We start from the raw sequence: 13706 nt of genomic DNA, 5'->3' as shown, positions 1-13706 counted from the left end.
CCGTCGTGGTCAGGGCCGAAGGCTCCGGACGACGTACGTCATGTGCTGGACGGTGCCGGCTTGCAGCCAGACCGCGGCGTTCCCGGTGCCTGCCGGGCCGAGTCCGCGCGCGCAGTCGCGCAGCCAGGTCTCACCCGCGCCGGCCGTCGCACCACGGAAATCCGCCAGCCCAAGGATTTCCCGAGCGGCGGCCCGGATGGTGGGGGCCCGGTCGGGGCCTCCTGTCGGAACCTTCACGAGGACGAACGACGTGCAGGTGGTGTACCGCAGCACGCCCCAGGGCGGGCCGCCGTTGCCGGACGACGGTCCGCGAGTGATGCCGCGGGTGGAATCGATTCCATAGTCACCGTAGACGAGCCGGCGGACGTAATCGCGCGTGCTGCCGTTCAGCTCTTGCCAGACGCGCCAGTCCCACCGAGGCTCCACAGCTGTCCCGTGCTCCAGCAGCCGGGCGGTCACATCGGGGAAGCCGCCGGCCAGGACAACGGTCGTCCGCCACGGCATCAGCGGTACCAGGGTGTCGAGCGCGCGCAACGACTCCTTCGCCGCGTCAGGCCGGTCGGCGCGCACGGCGCCCAGGTCGAGGAGGAGGTCCGCCTCGACCGCGGGATCGACGCGGGCGACCAGGTCACGAACACCCTGGCCCACGGCGTCGTCCCACTCACCGGGCAGCATGACCCGTATGGCGAGCCCGTGCCCCGTGAACCGAGCGTGTTGGAGCATCGCGTTCTGATGCGCCTCGGGACGGTCCGGCCCCGTCACCGGGCGCAGCAGACTCGCTTCGGCGTCCGTGGACAAGGCATCAGCCAGCAGCGACAGTTGTGTCTCGTCGGCACACGGGGCATCGACCCAGGCGGGATGATGGCGGTGAGCCTTGCTCACGGCCCGTATGTCCCGTCGGACCCCCATGGCGAGTACATCAGGGCCCAGGCCTGTACGGGGCGGAAGGTTCCACAGCGGCATGACAGCCGCTTGTACAGAGGGCATCAGCTGCAGGTACGCCTGACGGGCGTATCGCTTCGCCGGCAGAACGGGAACGTACAGCGATCGGGACATGGCGGCTCCCCCTCGGCTCAGCCCGCGTCCTCTTCCCTGGCGCTTCTCCCTCGGTCTCCAAGCTCGCTGCTTCAGGATCCGCCGGGTCGCCGCTACACGTAATGCCGTCTTTTCAGCCTTTATGGCTGGTACTCCCCGTGCTGCGCGCCCCCTGTCACCGCACCCTCTTCCAGCACAGGAGTAGAGTCCTGACCGATCGGTCAGATGCCTGACCGTATGGTCAGGGCGCGCACGCTAGGGGGATTCACATGCGCACTGAAAACACCACCAGCACCACCTGTTGCATCGTCGGAGGCGGTCCCGCCGGTTTGATGCTCGGCTTGTTGCTTGCCCGGGCCGGGGTGGAGGTGACCGTTCTGGAGAAGCACGGGGACTTTTTGCGGGACTTCCGGGGCGACACCGTGCATCCCTCCACGCTTCGGTTGCTGGACGAGCTCGGGCTGGGGGAACGGTTCGCCGCGTTGCCGGCGCGGCGGTTGGACGAGATGCGGTTGCATCTGGGGGGTACCGTCGTGCCGCTTGCCGATCTGCGGCGGATACCGGGGGCGCATCCGTACATCGCCATGGTTCCGCAGTGGGACTTCCTCGACATGCTGGCCGGGGCCGCCGCCGAGGAGCCGTCCTTCTCCTTGCGCATGCGCACCGCCGCCACCGGGCTGCTCACCGACGGCGCCGGACGGGTGACCGGCGTCCGGTGCACCGGGCCCGACGGGCGGACCGGTGAGATCACCGCCGCGCTGACCGTCGCCTGCGACGGCCGTGACTCCGCCGTCCGCGAGGCGGCCGGGATGCGGCAGCGGCGGTTCGACGTGCCCATGGACGTGTGGAACGTCCGCGTGCCCCTCCCCCGGGACGACGACGGCGCCAAGGACGGGCGGGTGTTCATGCGGTCCGTGGGCGACCAGTTCGCCGTCACCATGGACCGCGGCGACTACTACCAGACCTCCTACCTCATCCCCAAGGGCGCCGACCGCCGGATGCGCGCCCACGACGTGCAGTGGTTCCGCGACCGTCTCGGCGCCCTGTTCGGCTGGGGCCCCGAGGTGACGGACGCCATCACCTCCTGGGACGACGTCAAGCTGCTGGACGTGACGATGGGCCGGCTGGAGCGCTGGTACCGGCCCGGGTTGCTGTGCATCGGCGACGCCGCCCACACCATGTCGCCCACCGGCGGCGTCGGCGTCAACCTCGCCGTGCAGGACGCCGTCGCCACCGCCCGGCTGCTCGCCGCCCCGCTGCGCCGCGGCGCCGTCACGACCGAGGACCTGGGCCGCGTGCAGCGGCGCCGGTGGCTGCCCACGGTGGCCGTCCAGAAGGGCCAGCTCGCCGAGCACGAGGCGCTGATCCGGCCCGCCCTCGCCGGACAGCTCGACCCGGACCGGCTGCCGGCGCCGTTCCGGCTGCTGCGGGCCGTGCCCGCCCTCCGTACCGTCGCCGGCTACCTGGGCGGCGTGGGGCTGCGGCCGGAGCGGGCGCCCGCGTTCGCGGTGCGTGCCGCCGCCGGCTGAGGGGGCCCCGGTCGCCACGTCCGCCGGTGTCCCCCGCAGAATGAGGCCACGACACCGCGCGAGGGGCCGCGGTGCCCGACGGGGGGAACATCATGCGGGGTACGAACAGCGAGGCGACCGCCGTCCTGGCCTTGGTCGTCGTCGGCCTGGTGATACGCAGTCAGCTGCGGGCCCGCCCGCTACGGCGCCACGGTTCGCTGGTCTTCCCGGTGCTCTTCGCCGTCCTGGGCGTCGCGGGGCTCGCCTTCGGCATCGCCTCGGTCGTCAAGGAACACCCCCTCACCACCCTGCCCATCGTCCTGCTCACGGTGAGCCTGGCCGTCGCCGCGGGCCTCGGCGCGGCCCGGTCCCGCACCGTACGCGTCTGGCGCGACCCCGAGCGCGGCGTGCTGCGCCAGGGCACGGCCGTCACGACCGGGCTGTGGCTGACCTCGGCCGCCGTGCACTTCGGGCTGGGGATGTGGATCGACCATGCGGCCGGCGCGGGCATTCTGGGCGCCACGTCGCTGTACGCGTACCTGGCGATCGGCCTGGGCACCCAGAACCTGCTGCTGCGCGGGCGCGCCGCCGCCCTGTAAGGGCGCCGGACAGCCCCCTTACGGGGCGGCCGGGCGGCCGACCGCCAGCCGCGTGAGGACCACCAGTTCCTCGGCGGCGGCGTCCAGGTCGTAGTCGGGGTGCACGAGCCAGTGCGCGATCACGTTGTCGATGGCGCCGCCGATGGCCAGCGCCACCGTGCGCGGCTCGAAGGCGCGCAGCGCACCGGCCTCCTGGCCGGCCCGCAGCAGCCCGGCGAGGTGCTGCCACCGCCCGTACGTGTCGTGCGAACCGGGCGTCTTGAGCCTGGTGCCGCCCTCGTCGTCCAGCAGCATCTCGGTGATGACGCGGACGTGGCGCCGGTTCGCCTGCTGGTAGCCGATCATTGCGCGGACGTAGGCGACGAGCGCCTCCACCGGGTCGCTCTCGCGCTCGACGCGCTCGGTCACGTAGGCGCGGAACCGCTCCAGTACGTGCGTGAGCGTGGCCCGGGTGAGGTTGTCCTTCGACGAGAAGTGGTAGAGCACCGCCGCCTTGGAGATGCCGGCCCGCTCGGCGATGGCCGCGAGGGACGTGGCCGGGTAGCCCTTCGTGGCGATGAGGTCGATGGCGCACTCGACGATCTGCTGCCGCCGGGCCGTCTCGGTGAACGTCGGTTCGCCGTCGCCCCGGCGGGACGGCCGGGAAGCACCGGAGGCCATGGGGAACGTCACTCCGTTCGGGCGAGTAGCGGTGGTCCGCGTGGGGGCGGGCCGGTTTCACACCGTAACACCGGGCGTACGCCGCCCCGGTCAGCGGCCGTCCGGTTCCGGGCCCGGCAGGACCGCCACCCCGTCCAGTTCCACCAGCGCCTCCTCGTCCCAGAGCCGGGTGGTGCCGATGACCGCGACGGCCGGGTAGTCGCGGCCGGCCAGGCGGCGCCAGACGGCGCCCAGCTCGCGGGCGGCGGCCCGGTAGGCGGCCACGTCGGTGGTGTGGACGGTGAGGCGGGCCAGGTGGCACGGCTCGCCGCCCGCGGCCCGCAGGGCCGTGAGCAGGTGACCCAGCGCCCGTTCGAACTGCGCCGCCATGTCACCCGGCACGATCCGGCCCGTCGCGTCCAGGGCCGTCTGGCCGGCGAGGAAGACGAGCGTGCCGCCGGACACGGTGGCGGCCACGGCGTGGCTGAAGCCGGACGGCGGGGCGAGCCCGGCGGGGTTGACGCGCCGCAACGGGCGGCCGGGGCCGGGCGGTGCTGCCGTCATCGGTAGAGCTCCCTCGCGATGATGGTGCGCTGCACCTCGGTGGCGCCCTCGTAGATGCGGGGCGCGCGCACCTCGCGGTAGAGGTGCTCCAGGAGGTGGCCCCGGCACAGGGCGCGGGCGCCGTGGATCTGGACGGCGGAGTCGACGACGTACTGGGCGGTCTCGGTGGCGAACAGCTTGGCCATGGCCGCGCGCCGTACGACGTCCTCGGCGCCGGCGTCGTGGGCCGCGGCCGCCGCGTACACCAGCAGGGCGGCGGCCTCGGTGCGGGTGGCCATCTCGGCGAGCCGGTGGGAGACGGCCTGGAGGTCCTTCAGCGGGCCGCCGAAGGCCTGCCGCCCGGCGGCGTGCGCCAGGGTCGCGGCGAGGGCGGCGCGCGCCATGCCGACGGCGAACGCGCCCACGCTGGGCCGGAACAGCGCGAGCGTGGCCATGGCGACGCGGAAGCCGCCGCCCACCTCGCCCACCACGTCGTCCGGTCCGACGGGGACCCCGTCGAAGGTGAGCGTCCCGACGGGGTGCGCGGCGAGCATCTCCACGGAGGCGCCGCCCAGGCCGGGGCGGCCGGCGGGCACGAGGAAGGCGGTGACGCCGCGGGCGCCGGGCTCGGGTCCGGTGCGGGCGAAGACGGTGCAGAGGTCGGCGTCGGGGGCGTTGGAGATCCAGCACTTCTCGCCGTGCAGCCGCCAGCCGCCGTCGCCCGCCGGGCGGGCCGCGAGCGCCAGGGCCGCGGCGTCCGAGCCGGCGCCGGGCTCGCTGAGCGCGAACGCGGTGACGGCCCGGCCCGCGACGACGGCGGGCAGGTGCCGCTCGCGCTGCTCGCGGGTACCGAACCGGGCCACGGGGTACGCGCCCAGCCCCTGGAGGGCGAGCGCGGTCTCGGCCTCCGTGCACTCCTGGGCGAGCGCCTCCCGCAGCAGGCACAGGTCCATCGCGCACACGGCAGGGCCGTCCCCGCCGGGCGGCAGGACGCGGGCCAGCAGGCCGAGTTCGCCGAGCGCCTCGACCAGGGGCCGGTTGACACGCCCGGGCGCTCCGGCCTCCGCGAGGGGGCGCAGCCGCTGCGCGGCGAGGTCGCGCACCTCCGCGTACCAGGCGCGCTGGCCGGCGCTCAGCGCGAACGGTGAGGTCACCCGGAGACCACCTCTCCTCAAGCCGCATCCACCTATTGCGTTCTCTTGACCGCCGTCACCAACTCGCTACGCTGGCAGGGAGAGTGAGCCCTGGCAAGACCCCCGTTCGTCCCCCCGTGACCCGCCCGGTGTGAGGGGTGCGGCCCCGCCATGGAACTCCATCCGTCCGCGCACGTCGACACCTTCACGCGCGACCACCTGCCGCCCGCCGGGCAGTGGCCCGACCTCCGCCCCGACCTGCCCGGGTCGCCCGGCCTGCACTACCCCGCCCGCCTCAACTGCGGCGCCGAGCTCCTGGACGGCACCATCGCCCGCACCGGCCCCGACCGGGCCGCCTTGCGGGACGACACCGGGCACGTCTGGTCGTACGGGCGGCTGCGCGCCGAGACCGACCGCATCGCCCACGTCCTCACCGACGACCTGGGCGTCGTCCCCGGCAACCGCGTCCTGCTGCGCGGCCCCACCAGCCCGCGCCTCGCCGCGTGCTGGCTCGCGGTGATGAAGACCGGCGCGGTGGCCGTGACCGTGCTGCCCGAGCACCGGCCCCGGGAACTGGCCGCCGTCTGCCGCGCCGCGCGCGTCCGGCACGCCCTGTGCGACGCCCGGTCGGCGGACGGCCTCGCCGCCGCACCCGTACCCCCCTTACGGGTCATGCTCTACGGCGGTGACGGCCACGACGACCTGCTGCGCCGCGCGGAGGGCAAACCGGCATCCTATGCCGCGCTGCCCACCTCCGCCGACGACGTCGCGCTCGTCGCGTTCACCTCCGGCACCACCGGACGCCCCAAGGGCTGCGCGCACTTCCACCGGGATGTGCTCGCCGTCGCCGACACGTTCTCCGCGTGCGTCCTGCGGCCCCTGCCCGGCGACCTGTTCGCCGGCAGTCCCCCGCTGGGCTTCACGTTCGGCCTCGGCGGGCTCCTCGTCTTCCCGCTCCGCGCCGGCGCCTCCACGCTCCTCACGCCGTGGCGCGGCGCGGAGAAGATGCTCGGCGACATCCAGCGCCACCGCGTCTCCGTGCTGTTCACCGCGCCCACCGCGTACCGGGCCATGCTCGCCCGGCTGGAGGCCGACGGAGCCCACGACGTCACGTCGTCGTTGCGCCGCTGCGTCTCGGCGGGCGAGCACCTGCCGGCCGCGCTGTGGCACGCCTGGCACCGCGCCACCGGCGTTCCCCTCATCGACGGCATCGGCGCCACGGAAATGCTGCACATCTTCCTGTCCGCGTCCGACGAGCTGATCAGGCCCGGCGCCACGGGACTGCCCGTGCCCGGCTACGAGGCACGCGTCGTCGGCGCCGACGGCCGGCCGGTGCCCGACGGGCGCCCGGGGCTGCTGGCGGTGCGCGGCCCCACCGGCTGCCGCTACCTGGCCGACGAGCGGCAGTGCGACTACGTCCGCGACGGCTGGAACCTGACCGGCGACACGTACGTTCGGGACAGTGACGGCTACTTCCGGTTCGTCGGCCGCGCCGACGACCTCATCGTGTCGGCGGGCCACAACGTCGCCGCGGCGGAGGTCGAGGAGGCGCTGTGCCGCCACCCGGACGTGCTGGAGGCAGCCGTCACCGGCCGGCCCGATCCACGGCGCGGGCAGGCCGTCGTCGCGCACGTGGTGCTGCGGGCCGGCGTGCCGCGCACCGATGCGACCCGCGCACGCCTCCTGGAGTTCACCGGAAAGGAGATCGCCCCGTACAAGTGCCCTCGCGAGATCGAGTTCCTGGACGCGCTGCCGCGCACGCCCACCGGCAAATTGCAGCGGTTCCGGCTCCGTTCCGGCGCTTTACAGTTTCCCCGTGACTGACCAGCCACCGACGCACACCCCCCGGTCCCTCATCGTCACCTTCTACGGCGCCTACGGGCGCGGCACCGCCGACGCCCCGGCCGGCCCGGTGCCCGTCTCGGCCCTCATCCGCCTGCTGGGCGCCCTTGGCGTGGACGCGCCGTCGGTACGGTCGGCCGTCTCACGGCTCAAACGGCGCGGCCTGCTCGTCCCCGGCCGCACGTCCGGCGGTGCGGCGGGGTACGGACTGTCCGACGCCGCCCGGCAGTTGCTGGACGACGGCGACCGGCGCATCTACGGCCGCGCGCCGGCGCGCCCCGGGCACGGCTGGCTGCTGGCCGTCTTCTCCGTGCCGGAGCAGGAACGGCACAAGCGGCACCTGCTCCGCTCGCGCCTGGCCCGGCTGGGCTTCGGCACGGCCGCGCCGGGCGTGTGGATCGCCCCGGCCCACGTGCACGAGGAGACGCGGCACACGCTCGAACGGCTGGGCCTGGCCGCGTACGTCGACCTGTTCCGCGGCAACCACCTGGGGTTCGAGCCGACGGCCGAGGCGGTGGCGCGGTGGTGGGACCTGGAGTCGCTGGCATGCCAGCACCGGGCGTTCCTGGCGGCGTACGAGCCGGTGCTGCGGCGGTGGTCGCGGCGGCGGCCGGTGCGGGTGGAGGAGGCGTACCGGGACTACGTGCTGGCGCTGGATTCGTGGCGGCGGCTGCCGTATGCGGATCCGGGGCTGCCGTCCGGGCTCCTACCGGAGGGGTGGCCTGGCGGCCGGGCCCAGCGGGTGTTCGCGGGGTTGCACTCCCGCCTGCGCGATGCGGGTGAGCGCTTTGTGGCGGGGGTGCTGGCGTAGGGGGCACCCCTCACATCTTCCGTCCCGTCGGCGGGCGTCTGCTGCCCGCTCGGTACGGTACCGGCCAGCGTGCGCCCTCGCCCTCGTAGTCCTGTTCCGCCGCCGCGTGCAGGGTCCATGCCGGGTCGTACAGGTGGGGGCGGCCCAGGGCGCAGAGGTCTGTTCTTCCCGCCAGGATCAGGGAGTTCACGTCGTCCCACGACGAGATCGCGCCGACCGCGATCACCGGGACTCCCGCCTCGTGCCGGATGCGGTCCGCGAACGGCGTCTGGTACGAGCGGCCGAACGCGGGGCGTTCGTCGGGTACGACCTGGCCGGTGGAGACGTCGATCGCGTCGGCGCCGTGCGCGGCGAAGGCGCGGGCGATGGCGACCGCGTCGTCCGCGGTCGTGCCGCCGTCGGCCCAGTCCGTCGCCGAGATGCGGACCGTCATGGGCCGGTCGTCCGGCCAGGCCGCGCGGACCGCGTCGAAGACCTCCAGCGGATAGGCGAGGCGGGCGGTGAGCGTGCCGCCGTACGCGTCCTGGCGGTGGTTGGTCAGCGGGGAGAGGAAGCCCGACAGCAGGTAGCCGTGGGCGCAGTGGAGTTCCAGCAGGTCGAAGCCGGCGCGGGCGGCGCGCCGCGCGGCGGCGGTGAACTGGTCCCGTATCGCGGTCATGCCGTCGCGCGTGAGGGCGTGCGGCGTCTGGCTGACGCCGGCCCGGTACGGCAGGGGGGAGGCGGCGACCAGGGGCCAGTTGCCGTGCGGGAGGGGCTGGTCGATGCCCTCCCACATGAGGCGGGTGGAGCCCTTGCGGCCGGAGTGGCCGAGCTGGATGCCGACGGCCGTGCCGGGCGCCTCCGTGTGCACGAAGCCGGTGATGCGCCGCCAGGCCCGCTCGTGCTCGGGCGTGTACAGGCCCGTGCAGCCCGGGGTGATGCGGCCGCGTTCGCTGACGCACACCATCTCGGTCATCACGAGCCCGGCGCCGCCGAGGGCCCGTGCCCCCAAGTGCACGAGGTGGAAGTCGCCGGGGGTGCCGTCGACGGCGCGGTACATGTCCATGGGCGAGACGACGACGCGGTTGCGGAGCGTGAGGCCGCGCAGCCGGAAGGGCGTGAACATGGGCGGGGTGCCGGGCGGTACGCCCGCTTCCGCCTCGACCGCGGCGACGAACGCGGCGTCGCGCAGCCGCAGGTTGTCGTGCGTGACGCGGCGGCTGCGGGTGAGGAGGTTGAAGGCGAAGCGGCGCGGCGGCTGGTCCACGTGCAGGGCCAGCTCCTCGAACCACTCCAGGCTGGCGCGGGCGGCGCGCTGCGTGGACTCCACGACGGGCCGGCGCTCGGCCTCGTACGCCGCGAGTGCTTCCGGCACGGTGCGGGCGCGCTCCAGGCGGTGGCTGAGGGCGAGGGCGTCCTCGACGGCGAGCTTGGTGCCGGAGCCGATGGAGAAGTGGGCGGTGTGGGCGGCGTCGCCGAGCAGCACGATCCGCCCGTCGTGCCAGCGTTCGGTGACGACGGTGACGAAGGCGGCCCACGCCGACCGGTGGGAGCGCAGCGACTGCCCGCCGAGGGGCGGGCCGAACCATTCCGCGCAGCGCCGCGCGGAGGCGGCGGCGTCCAGGCGGTCGAGGCCGGCGCGGCGCCAGACCTCCTCGCGCATCTCCAGCACCACGGTGCTCGCATCGTGCCGGTACGGGTAGGCGTGCAGCTGCATGACGCCGTGCGGGGTCTCGGCGATCTCGAAGCGGAAGGCGTCGAGGGCGGTGCCCGCGGCGAGCCACAGGTAGCGGCAGCGGTGGGGGGTGAGGGTGGGGCGGAAGACGTCGCGGTGGTCCTCGCGGGTACGGCTGTGGAGGCCGTCGGCGGCGACCACGAGGTCGTGGGTGCGGGCCAGTTCGGCGGCGGGGGGCGCGGGGGTGCGGAACAGCAGCCGTACGCCCAGGTCGAGGCAGCGGCGCTGGAGGACCTCCAGCAGCCGGTGGCGGCCGAGTGCGGCGAAGCCGTGGCCGCCGGAGCGCAGCACCGTGCCGCGGTGGACGACGTCGATGCCGTCCCAGCGCACGAACTCGCGGCGCAGCGCCGCGTACACGTCGGGGTCGGCGCTCTCGATGCCGCCGAGGGTCTCGTCGGAGAGGACGACGCCGAAGCCGAAGGTGTCGTCGGGGCGGTTGCGTTCCCAGAGGGTGACCTGCCGTCCGGGGTCCTGCCGTTTGAGCAGGGCCGCCGCGTAGAGGCCGCCGGGCCCGCCGCCGATGACGGCGACGCGCGCGGCGTGCGGCGCCCGGGGTGTCCCGCGGGCCACGGCTAGCGCCCCTGCCACCTGGGGGGCCGCCGGCCGGTGAAGGCGGCGTGGAACTCGGCGTAGTCGGCGCTGTTCATCAGCAGGGCCTGGGTGGCGGCGTCGAGTTCGACGGCGGCGGCGAGCGGCATGTCGAGTTCTGCGGTGAGCAGGGCCTTCGTCTGGGCGTGGGCGAGCGCGGGGCCGTCGGCGAGGCGGCGGGCGAGGGCGTGGGCGGCCTGGTGGGCCTCGCCCTCGGCGCACAGCCGGCTGATCAGGCCGATGCGTTCGGCCTCGTCGGCGGTGACGGGGTCGCCGAGCATGAGCAGTCGGGTGGCGTGGCCGAGGCCGACGACGCGGGGCAGCAGGTAGGCGGCGCCCATGTCGCCGCCGGAGAGGCCGACGCGGGTGAAGAGGAAGGCGAAGCGGGCGGTGGGGTCGGCGACGCGGAAGTCGGCGGCGAGCGCGAGGACGGCCCCGGCGCCGGCGGCGACCCCGTGCACGGCGGCCACCACGGGGAAGGGGCACTCGCGCAGGGCCCGCACCACCTGGCCCGTCATGCGGTTGAAGTCCAGCAGGCGGGCGGTGTCCATGGCGAGGGTCGCGCCGATGATCTCGTCGACGTCGCCGCCGGAGCAGAAGCCGCGGCCCTCGCCGCCCAGGACCAGGGCCCGCACCGAGCCGTCGCGGGCGAGTTCGGGCAGCAGGTCGCGCAGGTCGGCGTAGGCGCCGAAGGTGAGGGCGTTGAGCTTGTCCGGGCGGTCGAGGGTGACGGTGGCGACACCTGCGTCGACGGTCAGGCGCAGGTGCCGCCAGTGCTCGGTACGGGACGCGGAGCCGGTGAACGGGCTCATGGCGCACGGCCTCCTTCAGCCGGGAAGGGCTGGTGCCTGCCCGGCGAAGTTATCACCGCTCTGTGACTGTCGTCACGAGTACGCGATAGCACTCATCGGTGCGGCCTCACCGGCCCAGCGTCGCCACCAGCAGCGCCTTGATGGTGTGCATCCGGTTCTCGGCCTCGTCGAAGACGACCGAGTGCGGCGACTCGAAGACCTCGTCGGTGCACTCCAGGGAGGTCAGGCCGTGCCGTTCGTGGATCTCCCGGGCGACGGTCGTGCCCAGGTCGTGGAAGGCCGGCAGGCAGTGCAGGAACTTCACCGCCGGGTTGCCCGTCGCCCGCAGCACGTCCATGGTCACCGCGTACGGGCCGAGCAGCGCGATGCGCGCGTCCCAGACCTCCTTCGGCTCGCCCATCGACACCCACACGTCGGTGGAGACGAAGTCGGCGCCGGCCACGCCCTCCGCCACGTCCTCGGTGAGCGTCACGCGGGCCCCGCTGACCTGGGCCAGGCGGCGCGCCTCGGCCACCACGGCGTCGGCCGGCCACAGCTCCCGCGGCGCCACGATCCGTACGTCCATGCCGAGCAGCGCCCCGGTCACCAGGTGCGAGTTGCCCATGTTGTAGCGGGCGTCGCCCAGGTACGCGTGGGCGATGTGCTCCACCGGCTTGGGCGTGTGCTCGGTCATGGTGAGGACGTCGGCGAGCATCTGGGTGGGATGCCACTCGTCGGTGAGGCCGTTGAAGACGGGCACCCCGGCGTGGGCGGCCAGCTCCTCGACGACCTCCTGGCCGTGCCCCCGGTACTGGATCGCGTCGAACATCCGGCCCAGCACGCGGGCCGTGTCGCGGACCGACTCCTTGTGCCCGACCTGCGAGCCCGCCGGGTCGAGGTAGACGGTGCGCGCGCCCTGGTCGGCGGCGGCGACCTCGAAGGCGCACCGGGTCCGGGTGGAGGTCTTCTCGAAGACGAGCGCGATGTTGCGGCCCCGGAGCCGCTGCTCCTCCACCCCGGTGGCCTTGGCCGCCTTCAGTTCCGCCGCCAGCTCGACCAGGCCGTGGAACTCCTCGGCGGTGAGGTCCGTCTCCTTGAGGAGGTGACGGCCCTTGAGGTGTGTCGCCATGGGTGGCTCCCGTTCGTCTCCGCATCCCGACATCGCACGTTGGTTCGTAACTCTATACGATGTCTCGCATTCTTATACGACAGGGGGTCGGCCCCCGTCGGCCGGGGCCCTGCCGGGCATCAGCTGATCCCCGGCACGGCGTCCCGCTCCACCGGGCAGCTCATGCAGCGCGGCCCGCCACGGCCCCGGCCCAGCTCGCTGCCCGGGATCGTGATGACCTCGATGCCGTGCTTGCGCAGGAAGGTGTTGGTGGTGGCGTTCCGCTCGTACGCCACCACCACGCCCGGCTCGATGGCGAGCACGTTGCAGCCGTCGTCCCACTGCTCGCGCTCGGCCGCATGCACATCCTGCCGCGCGGTCAGCACCCGGATCGAGTCCAGGCCCAGCGCGGCGGCGATCGCCCGGTGCATGTGCTCCGGCGGATGATCGGTGACCTTCAGCTCGCTCTCGCCCGTGCCCGGCTCGATCGTGTACGAGGGCAGCATGCCCAGCCCGGCGTACTGCGTGAACGTATCGCCGTCAATCATGGTCATCACCGTGTCGAGGTGCATGAACGCCCGGCCCTTGGGCATGTCCAGGGCCACGATGACCCGCGCCGAGCCGGCCGAGAACATCCGGTGCGCCAGCATCTCCACCGCCTGCGGCGTCGTCCGCTCGCTCATGCCGATGAGGACCGCTCCCCCGCCGATGACCAGCACGTCCCCGCCCTCGATCGTCGACGGGTACGCCGCCTGGCCCTCGCACCACACGTGGAAGCCGCCCGCCGCGAACAGCGGGTGGTGCCGGTACACCGCCTCGTAGTGCACCGTCTCGTGCCACCGCGCGGGCCAGCGCATCGCGTTGACCGACACGCCGTCGTATATCCAGGCCGAGGTGTCCCGCGTGAAGAGGTGGTTCGGCAACGGCGCCAGGAGGAAGTCGTCCACGTCCAGCGCGTGGAACCGCACCGACACGGGCTCGCTGTACCGCTCCAGGAACTCCCGCTTGGTCATCCCGCCGACCAGCCACGACGCCAGCTCTGGCGCCGGCATGCCGCCGAACGCCTCGCGCAGCCGGCCGGTGGCCAGCGGCCCGTACTCCCGCTCGTGGAACACCCGGTCCAGCACCAGGCTCCGCGCCTGCGGCACCCGCAGGCTCTCCTCCAGCAGGTCGCGGAACAGGTGGACCTCGACGCCCCACTCGCGCAGCACGTCGGCGAAGCCGTCGTGCTCGGCGCGGGCCCGCCGCACCCACAGCACGTCGTCGAACAGGAGCGTGTCCTTGTTGGAGGGCGTGAGCCGCCTCAGCTCCAGGTCGGGACGGTGCAGGATGACGCGCCGCAGCCGCCCGGCCTCGGAATCGACATGGAATCCCATCCCTCCATCCTGACCCGGG

At 73.9% G+C, this 13706-nt stretch carries 12 protein-coding genes; 4 read left to right on the top strand and 8 right to left on the bottom strand.

Annotated elements, in window-relative coordinates:
* Positions 1–9: 9 nt before the first annotated feature.
* Entirely contained in the window at positions 10–1056 is a 1047-nt protein-coding gene (locus IE305_RS00925; RefSeq protein ID WP_190127396.1) for a beta family protein, read from the bottom strand.
* A gap of 248 nt (positions 1057–1304) precedes the next feature.
* On the opposite strand from IE305_RS00925, the gene IE305_RS00920 reads away from it, so the two are divergent.
* Both IE305_RS00920 and IE305_RS00915 read left to right on the top strand, forming a co-directional pair.
* The gene (locus tag IE305_RS00920; protein ID WP_190127395.1) at positions 1305–2564 is read left to right on the top strand and encodes an FAD-dependent oxidoreductase; all 1260 of its coding nucleotides are present in this window, start codon (positions 1305–1307) and stop codon (positions 2562–2564) included.
* 92 nt (positions 2565–2656) lie between these two features.
* A complete protein-coding gene (locus IE305_RS00915) occupies positions 2657–3142 on the top strand; it encodes a hypothetical protein (protein WP_190127394.1) in 486 nt (161 codons plus the stop codon).
* 18 nt (positions 3143–3160) lie between these two features.
* On the opposite strand, the gene IE305_RS00910 is transcribed toward IE305_RS00915, so the two are convergent.
* From IE305_RS00910 to IE305_RS00900, 3 genes are all read right to left on the bottom strand, one after another.
* Positions 3161–3802 carry a TetR/AcrR family transcriptional regulator gene (locus IE305_RS00910; RefSeq protein WP_190127393.1) on the bottom strand — a complete coding sequence of 214 codons (642 nt, stop codon included), beginning with the start codon at positions 3800–3802 and terminating at the stop codon, positions 3161–3163.
* 90 nt (positions 3803–3892) lie between these two features.
* Positions 3893–4345, bottom strand: coding sequence for a RidA family protein (locus IE305_RS00905; protein ID WP_190127392.1), 453 nt, complete (start codon positions 4343–4345; stop codon positions 3893–3895).
* Entirely contained in the window at positions 4342–5478 is a 1137-nt protein-coding gene (locus IE305_RS00900; protein ID WP_190127391.1) for an acyl-CoA dehydrogenase family protein, read from the bottom strand. Before IE305_RS00900 ends, IE305_RS00905 begins: the two co-directional genes overlap by 4 nt.
* Before the next feature lie 150 nt (positions 5479–5628).
* Between IE305_RS00900 and IE305_RS00895 the strand changes: the two genes are divergently transcribed.
* Both IE305_RS00895 and IE305_RS00890 read left to right on the top strand, forming a co-directional pair.
* Positions 5629–7281: an AMP-binding protein gene (locus IE305_RS00895; protein ID WP_190127390.1), complete on the top strand. Its 1653-nt coding sequence runs from the start codon at positions 5629–5631 to the stop codon at positions 7279–7281.
* Complete coding sequence (locus IE305_RS00890) at positions 7274–8110, top strand: PaaX family transcriptional regulator (RefSeq protein WP_190127389.1); 837 nt, start codon at positions 7274–7276, stop codon at positions 8108–8110. The genes IE305_RS00895 and IE305_RS00890 overlap by 8 nt, the downstream gene beginning before the upstream one ends.
* A gap of 10 nt (positions 8111–8120) precedes the next feature.
* Here the strand turns inward: IE305_RS00890 and IE305_RS00885 are convergent, their stop codons facing one another.
* The 4 genes from IE305_RS00885 to IE305_RS00870 all read right to left on the bottom strand — a co-directional run bounded on the left by IE305_RS00885 (position 8121) and on the right by IE305_RS00870 (position 13687).
* Positions 8121–10394 (bottom strand): bifunctional salicylyl-CoA 5-hydroxylase/oxidoreductase, encoded by a 2274-nt coding sequence (locus IE305_RS00885; RefSeq protein WP_190127388.1) that lies wholly within the window; start codon positions 10392–10394, stop codon positions 8121–8123.
* A 2-nt stretch (positions 10395–10396) separates the two neighbouring features.
* Positions 10397–11224 (bottom strand): enoyl-CoA hydratase family protein, encoded by an 828-nt coding sequence (locus IE305_RS00880; RefSeq protein ID WP_190127387.1) that lies wholly within the window; start codon positions 11222–11224, stop codon positions 10397–10399.
* A gap of 106 nt (positions 11225–11330) precedes the next feature.
* Positions 11331–12332: an ornithine carbamoyltransferase gene (argF, locus tag IE305_RS00875; protein ID WP_190127386.1), complete on the bottom strand. Its 1002-nt coding sequence runs from the start codon at positions 12330–12332 to the stop codon at positions 11331–11333.
* Positions 12333–12451: 119 nt separating this feature from the next.
* Positions 12452–13687 (bottom strand): arginine deiminase, encoded by a 1236-nt coding sequence (locus IE305_RS00870; protein WP_190127385.1) that lies wholly within the window; start codon positions 13685–13687, stop codon positions 12452–12454.
* Between the last annotated feature and the right edge of the window lie 19 nt (positions 13688–13706).

Source organism: Streptomyces mashuensis (assembly GCF_014654785.1).
GTDB lineage: Bacteria > Actinomycetota > Actinomycetes > Streptomycetales > Streptomycetaceae > Streptomyces > Streptomyces mashuensis.
This window is presented reverse-complemented; position numbering and strand designations above follow the sequence as displayed.

Excerpts from the sequence above, each read along its gene's own strand:
- IE305_RS00905 (WP_190127392.1), bottom strand. The coding sequence starts at position 4,345 with ATGACGGCAGCACCGCCCGGCCCCGGCCGCCCGTTGCGGCGCGTCAAC.
- IE305_RS00870 (WP_190127385.1), bottom strand. The coding sequence starts at position 13,687 with ATGGGATTCCATGTCGATTCCGAGGCCGGGCGGCTGCGGCGCGTCATC.
- IE305_RS00910 (WP_190127393.1), bottom strand. The coding sequence starts at position 3,802 with ATGGCCTCCGGTGCTTCCCGGCCGTCCCGCCGGGGCGACGGCGAACCG.
- IE305_RS00925 (WP_190127396.1), bottom strand. The coding sequence starts at position 1,056 with ATGTCCCGATCGCTGTACGTTCCCGTTCTGCCGGCGAAGCGATACGCC.
- argF (WP_190127386.1), bottom strand. The coding sequence starts at position 12,332 with ATGGCGACACACCTCAAGGGCCGTCACCTCCTCAAGGAGACGGACCTC.
- IE305_RS00920 (WP_190127395.1), top strand. The coding sequence starts at position 1,305 with ATGCGCACTGAAAACACCACCAGCACCACCTGTTGCATCGTCGGAGGC.
- IE305_RS00895 (WP_190127390.1), top strand. The coding sequence starts at position 5,629 with ATGGAACTCCATCCGTCCGCGCACGTCGACACCTTCACGCGCGACCAC.
- IE305_RS00915 (WP_190127394.1), top strand. The coding sequence starts at position 2,657 with ATGCGGGGTACGAACAGCGAGGCGACCGCCGTCCTGGCCTTGGTCGTC.
- IE305_RS00880 (WP_190127387.1), bottom strand. The coding sequence starts at position 11,224 with ATGAGCCCGTTCACCGGCTCCGCGTCCCGTACCGAGCACTGGCGGCAC.